Source organism: Corynebacterium sp. c3Ub_189 (assembly GCF_039907195.1).
Lineage (GTDB): Bacteria > Actinomycetota > Actinomycetes > Mycobacteriales > Mycobacteriaceae > Corynebacterium.
The window spans coordinates 1-6,481 of sequence record NZ_JASBOF010000032.1; the positions used below are offsets into that span (position 1 = coordinate 1).

A 6,481-nucleotide genomic window follows, 5' to 3' on the forward strand; every position below is an offset into this window, starting at 1 on the left:
GGATTACCCCAGGTAAAGCGGCACGTGACGAAACCGCCTTCCGTCATGCGCTCAAGGCCGGCCACCGTCTGCGCCAACAAGGGCAGCGCCTGACGGACGCTGCCATTATCGATGCCTACGAGCACGCCTACAACGTCGCCCAGACACACGGCGGAGCCGGGCGTGACAGTGAGATGCCACCCATGCGCGACCGCCAAACCATGGCACGTCGCGTGCGTGGCTACGTCACCCAGTCCAAGAGTAAGGCTTATGGAAGCACTAGCGCGCCAGGAAAAGCCACCAGCAGCGAACGCAAAGCACTAGCCACCATGGGCCGCAGAGGCGGCCAGAAAGCCGCACAACGCTGGAAAACCGACCCTGACGGTAAATACGCGCAGGCACAGCGAGAAAAACTGAGCGCAGCTAACCGTAGGAAAAAGGCATCGGGTAATAGTACTCGCGCCCAGATTCTTGCGGTGTCCGCCCAGAGCTTCGCACAGACGGGCAAGATACCTACATGGGCTGAATTAGGTAGTGAAGTTGGCGTATCTAGACGCACGGTTGCTTACCATGTTGCAGCGCTTAAGGAAGCAGGTTTGTATCCGGACGGATAGGGTGCAATACCGTAAGCAATATACGGTTCCCCTGCCGCTAGGCAGTTAAGTAAAACCTCTCTTAGCAAGACTGGGTTGGATGGATCATGTCCCGGTGTCACTAAGAGTGCCAATAGTGTGTTGCTGCTAGCGCCAGAAGACGAGTAGATCGAGAAGCTCGGCCCAACCGTGGATCGTGGCCATGGGGTTGGCAAGTATTGCGCCGACGGCAGCGCTTAGCGCGAGCGAGGGCAGTTCAGAAAGTCGCTTAAGACTGGTGCGGGGATTGGTCATAAGTCCTCCTCGTACGGCGGTATTTCGGTCGTGCGAAAAGGAATATCCGAACCGCCGCGTTGTCCAACTCCAGGCGCTTGGCCTGGGCTGCCGCCCGAGCCGGACGGCTCGGTTGCCCCCGGTGCAGTCCTCGTGTGCTCAATCGCGCAGGAGTGTCTGGCCCTCCATGGGTACCGCCGCCGGGTCTTCAACGGCTTAGACGGGCACACAGCGCGCCGCGAGAAGCCGCCACACCGCCCCGCAGGACTGATAAGCGCGGTCGGGCGGAATGTTGCCAAATATGTTGCTGGCCCACCGGCCAGTCCTGGCGGACAAGCCGGGCAGTTTTGCGGCGGGGTGCCGTCAGTCTTTCGGGCCGGAGGAACCGGCCCGAGCCCACGCCGCGAAGCGGCTTGGGAGACACACACTATATGCACTCTTAATGAGAATCGGGATAAGGCGGCTCCGGGGGCTTCAGCTCGTTGCAAATGTGCCCAATGGCTATCCCAGGCGATGTGCTCTGGGGTCTTAGTCATCAGACCGGAGTAGCCCTTGTCGCCATCGACGGAGCGGCGTAGGCCAGCGGCTTGCGTTTGGCGTACTCGGTGCGGGGTAATGACGTTGTCAGCGATTAGAGCGCGCGCAGAAGCGCGTCAGGGTGGACAATATCGACCACTAAAAGGTTATTCATCGTGCTTGGATTGGCTTGGACGTAGCACTGCCAAGTGCCTTCTCGCGTGAGGTGTGGTAGATGCCCTCACACAGTTCGCCAAAGCTATTGCCTATGATTTGGAACACATGTAACCTCGGGAAGTGACCCACCCATCTAGAAATTAGGAACACTATGAGAACTCAGTCAAAAGCACTGACGGCACTAGCTTCCGTAGCTATCCTTTTTGCCGGTCAGGGACTAGCATCCGCTGCAGAAAAGGACGATCCTACAACCCTTCAAGAGTTCCAAGAACAGACCGCTGCAGAAGGATCAATCACTCCGGAGGTTCTGGATCAAGCTTTTGAGGAACTGATCAACTCGGATGTTCCCCGAACTGTAAATGATGACTCCACCGTAACCTTCGACCTCGAGCACATGGATCTAACGTTAAGGGATCCACATGCCGTCACTCCCTATGTGAGCGGAGGGAGAGAAAACGGGGGATTCTGGGTAGAGTTCACCCCTCTTGAGCAGGATATGCTCATCAGTGGATCGGGGTTTGCCTTGGGGACCGCCATCTGCGCCATTCCCGGTGTCGGGTGGGCTGCCTGCACCGTCGTTGGAGCCATCATCACCGGGGCAACAGTAGTCCTCAGCCACAACAAGAAATGCAATGACCGCATGAAAGTCCATTACGGGTGGAACGGAAGGGTCCGTGGCAACGAGTGTGTTTAACAATCAAGTGTGAAGAGGACTAATGAACAGACATAAAATATCTCCCAATGCGATTGTCGTTGCACTATTTGGGCTGGCAATTTCAGGTTATGTCGCCATCGCAAACAAGTCGATCCTCGGATTTTTTATCCTCATACTGCTCACCATAGTTGCAGCAGTACTGGTCAATCACGTCAGAAACAATCATCAGGAATAACCGGTGAGTAAATCTGCATAAATGCGTACTTAATTCTTTTATCTACTGAGTACGGATAACTTCCTGTAAATGTCCTCCCCAACGCTTCTAGTGAAAGGAGATGCTGGGGAGTTCCTTTTATTGAGTTCCCTCCAGCCGCTCTTTGAGATTGGTGGCTAAGTCTAGAAGTTCGTCGGGATTATCTGCGGGCTGCTGTTGGGGCAGATTTCTCTGTGCCGCGCGCACGAACTTAGCGAGTATGCCGGCTCGCGGGCCAGTGGCAGGTAGCTTCGCTTGTATTGCTTGCAGGTGCTTGGCGGCACTGTTGGCGGCGTCAAGCGCGTACTCGTAGTCTCCACCTTCCCCATGCTCTTTGATAAATAGGGCGCACCCTATTGTTACGTGCATTTATGCCGGTAAGTTACGTGTAAAATAAGGCAGTTTCTGCCATTATTTTACACGTGTATAGTGGGGTTAAGGCCTCAGTTATACAGAAAGCGGTGGTTGTGATGTTGTCGTCCGATGGTTTCCATATTGAAAGTCATATTGACTCTGTACCCGCGTTAGCGCGGGTGAAAAACCTACATGACGGGTTGTCGTCGGGACAGCAGGCGTTGGGCAGGATCGTACAAGCCTTGCTTGCTGACGCCGATGGTCTCGACGGCATTCAGCTGTACGCCCTCTCGGACGCAATCGAGTCCTATCGTGACGCGGTCATCGCCCAGGAGAATACTGCCTTTCAGCCCTCGAAGAGCGAAGACTAATGCGTGAGCAGCGGGTGGGATATATCCGTGTTTCAACGGTAGAGCAGAATAATCAGCGCCAGAAAGAACTATTGTCCACGTCTGGAAGTATTGACCGGTTCTTTGAGGATAAGATTTCCGGCCGCACTAAGACCGAGCGTCCTGGGCTTGGCGAGTGTATGGCCTATGTGCGCGACGGGGACGAACTCGTCGTCTCATCGATCGACCGCCTCGCCCGCTCACTAACCGATCTGCGCGGTATTGTCGACGAACTCACAGGCAAAGGCGTGACCGTTACCTTCCTGCACGAGAACTTATCTTTCTCGAAGGGCACTAGTGACCCGCGTGCGGATTTAATGCTAGGTATCCTCGGCAGCTTTGCGGAGTTTGAGCGGGCCATTATCCGCGAGCGCCAGGCGGAGGGGATTGCGTTGGCGAAAAAGGCCGGCAAGTACAAAGGCCGCAAACCCGCCCTAAGCCCAGACCAAGTAGCAGAAATTAAGCGGCGCGTGCTAGCAGGGGAGTCAAAGGCAGCACTCGCGCGAGAGTTTGGGGTCACCCGCCCTACGGTGTACCGGGCTTTGAAAAACACCTAGGGTAGTGCAGCCGTGATGGTAGATCAGCGCGCCCATAAGCCCCGCCATATGTCTTGACATATAGCAGGACATATGGCGGGGCTTATGTTATAGCGTATGTTTAAACATAAGTTTGCAAATAGTCATCAAAGCCGCTGGTAGGTAGACGTTAAAGGGTTTCTTCTACGGCATCTTTTTCGTCCTGGACTGAGGCCTGAGCCTTCCTTTCTTTTTGTCGAGTGACGTAAAAAGAAAGGAAACAGGGCCAAGGGTTGGCAGAATAACAATAACGGCAAGCCATATAGGTGCAAAAGAGCACTCATCTCTTTATTAAACAGCACGATGGTGCTTATCGTCCAAAGAAGAAAGAGCGACAGCATAACCACTGTGGTTACAAAGTCGTAGAACGTAATCATCAGGCCTGCCTAATTTGCTTCCTGTAGCGGATTCCTCGATCGGAAAGATGGGGATACTCGGTCTCACTCTCAAACTTCAATCCCCGAATATTAAGAATGCAACCTTACCTATTCTACAGGGACAAAACCGCTCCTGGGTGCGGTGATTGCATTTATCACATTATCTTAAAAGGTGAGTTTATTTGTGAGATAGTGAAATTGTTCCAGAACATACTCACTCCCTCAGCAAGGATAAGAACATGCTTCACTACACCCCATTTTCAAAAAAGGGAATCTCCATCTTGGCCGCCTCCACGCTTAGTGTCAGCTTCTTAGCATTCGCTCCCTCGGCTACAGCTACCGAGATTGATGACGGACTAGTTGACTCAATCGTTGCCGCAAATACAAAGTCTCCCTCTCCCTCTACTGGAGAGAAATGGGTACCAAACGATGGAAGCTTAAAAATAAACGAAGGATCCTTACTTCCACAGCAGGACAGCATAACCACTCCGGCACCATCGAAGAACGCAGGAACAAAGACAAAGTTAATAGAGCGCGAAGATGGCAACCAGCTAGTTAGCATTAGCGATGGAGACGCCCCTTTGGAACTTTCTTTTGAGTTCTCAGATTCTTTTCTTGAAAAGCTTCCAAGCGGACACATTCTAGTTCGTCCAGCAGAAGGTGAGGAACCTAGCGCATACATTGAACCAGCTTGGGCCAAAGACGTAGATGGAAACGAAGTAAATACTCACTTTTCAATCGATGGAGATAAGATAATCCAGCACATCTCGTCGAGTCCTGCCGGCAAGCCGGTTATTTCAGATCCCTATATCCGAGACGTTCATGGCTGGGGAAAGAAAATCGGACAAGAGCTAGTCTTTTCCAAAGACGAGACGAGCGGGATCGCCATAGGAACTGCTTACTGCGCCGGTAAAATAGCAGGAGTTGGCCTAGGCTCTTGGCTAGCCAAAGGTGCGTGCGCAGGCGCTGCCGCAGTAGCAGCTCACGCCACTAATACAGGTCGCTGCCTTACCATCCGAGCCCTCGGAGGAAAGTACTCTCCAAACATCGTATTCCCGTATGCAACTCGGTGCTAGGGACAAGAAATGCAGTTTCGCTTTTCACCGTGAGTAGACATGGAAAATAGCCAAGTTCTTGTTTTAATTGGAATCACCCTAATTATTTGGTGTGCGCTATACAGGTACAGAACAACCACCGCTAAATGGGTTTTTATTGCAGCCTCTTTAAGTACCTGTCTAGCGTTTGTCCTAGGCCTATCAGGATTTTTAGGTCTAGGACATGATTCCATCGATTTGTTGTCTCTAGTAAACGTATTTTTAAACACGTTTATATTGTTGGCCATAGGCCAGTCCCGCAATCGAAGTAAATCGACCCGCATTAAGGATGTATAGATCGATATCCCCCCCGATCGCGACATTAACGCGCGCCAATTGTACTAACACACACCTAGCACCTGTTGCCGTCAAGCCAAGGAAATTCTCTGAAAGTATAGGCTTGGATGCAAGTAATATGATCTTTTATAGCTCCTGATTGTGCCCACATAGATTCCGTTCCAAACCTACCGTGTATCGGGCATTGAAGGTGCTATAGGCATACAAATCGTGGTGCTGTTGCATAGTTGGGCGGAGAGCAGCGAAGACTGCGCGCCCTGGGCTTGGGGAGTGTATGGCGTATGTGCGCGACGGTGACGAGCTCGTCGTGTCGTCGATTGATCGCCTCGCCCGCTCGCTAACCGATCTGCGCGGCATCGTTGATGAGCTCACCAACAAGGGTGTGACCGTTACTTTTCTACACGAGAACCTATCCTTCTCGAAAGGCACTAGTGACCCACGCGCGGATCTTATGCTGGGTATCCTCGGCAGCTTTGCGGAGTTTGAGCGGGCCATTATCCGCGAACGCCAGGCGGAAGGAATTGCGTTGGCGAAAAAGGCCGGCAAGTACAAAGGCCGCAAACCCGCCCTAAACCCAGAGCAAGTAGCGGAGATTAAGCGGCGCGTGCTGGCAGGGGAGTCAAAGGCAGCACTAGCGCGAGAGTTTGGGGTCACTCGCCCTACGGTGTATCGGGCGTTGAAAAACGCCTAAAGCAGCACAGCCGTGAGGCCAAATCAGCGCGCCCGTCGGTTCTGGCATATGCTAAAGCGCATGTCCGGTTTTGTGCAGTTCTACCTGCATATTCGTTCGTCTAGCTAGGGTGTTGGGCGAAGACATCGATGGACTTGAACATGGCTACGAGTGACTCTGTGTGCGTTTCCCTTTATGGGCAGCTTCTGCAAGGTAGGGGCGGGTTATGCTACTGACTTCCGTCAGGTGTGACTGCTAACGTTATTTTCGGTTCACAAT

7 protein-coding genes are annotated in these 6,481 nt (G+C 52.8%); 6 read left to right on the forward strand and 1 reads right to left on the reverse strand.

Annotation, left to right across the window (positions count from 1 at the left end; genetic code table 11):
- Nucleotides 1-593, forward strand: a 593-nt coding sequence (locus QKD99_RS11160; protein ID WP_347951460.1) for a helix-turn-helix transcriptional regulator, incomplete at its 5' end; no start/stop codon positions are given.
- A 126-nt stretch (nucleotides 594-719) separates the two neighbouring features.
- On the opposite strand, the gene QKD99_RS11165 is transcribed toward QKD99_RS11160, so the two are convergent.
- On the reverse strand, nucleotides 720-866 hold the full coding sequence (locus tag QKD99_RS11165) for a hypothetical protein (RefSeq protein ID WP_347951461.1): 147 nt from the start codon (nucleotides 864-866) through the stop codon (nucleotides 720-722).
- An 823-nt stretch (nucleotides 867-1,689) separates the two neighbouring features.
- On the opposite strand from QKD99_RS11165, the gene QKD99_RS11170 reads away from it, so the two are divergent.
- The 5 genes from QKD99_RS11170 (at nucleotide 1,690) to QKD99_RS11190 (ending at nucleotide 6,223) form a co-directional block, all read left to right on the forward strand.
- The gene (locus tag QKD99_RS11170; RefSeq protein WP_347951462.1) at nucleotides 1,690-2,232 is read left to right on the forward strand and encodes a hypothetical protein; all 543 of its coding nucleotides are present in this window, start codon (nucleotides 1,690-1,692) and stop codon (nucleotides 2,230-2,232) included.
- A gap of 789 nt (nucleotides 2,233-3,021) precedes the next feature.
- Nucleotides 3,022-3,171 carry a hypothetical protein gene (locus QKD99_RS11175; RefSeq protein ID WP_347951463.1) on the forward strand — a complete coding sequence of 50 codons (150 nt, stop codon included), beginning with the start codon at nucleotides 3,022-3,024 and terminating at the stop codon, nucleotides 3,169-3,171.
- On the forward strand, nucleotides 3,171-3,746 hold the full coding sequence (locus QKD99_RS11180; RefSeq protein ID WP_347951464.1) for a recombinase family protein: 576 nt from the start codon (nucleotides 3,171-3,173) through the stop codon (nucleotides 3,744-3,746). Before QKD99_RS11175 ends, QKD99_RS11180 begins: the two co-directional genes overlap by 1 nt.
- Before the next feature lie 634 nt (nucleotides 3,747-4,380).
- Nucleotides 4,381-5,217, forward strand: coding sequence for a hypothetical protein (locus tag QKD99_RS11185; RefSeq protein WP_347951465.1), 837 nt, complete (start codon nucleotides 4,381-4,383; stop codon nucleotides 5,215-5,217).
- 538 nt (nucleotides 5,218-5,755) lie between these two features.
- The gene (locus QKD99_RS11190) at nucleotides 5,756-6,223 is read left to right on the forward strand and encodes a recombinase family protein (protein ID WP_347951466.1); all 468 of its coding nucleotides are present in this window, start codon (nucleotides 5,756-5,758) and stop codon (nucleotides 6,221-6,223) included.
- Nucleotides 6,224-6,481 lie beyond the last annotated feature (258 nt).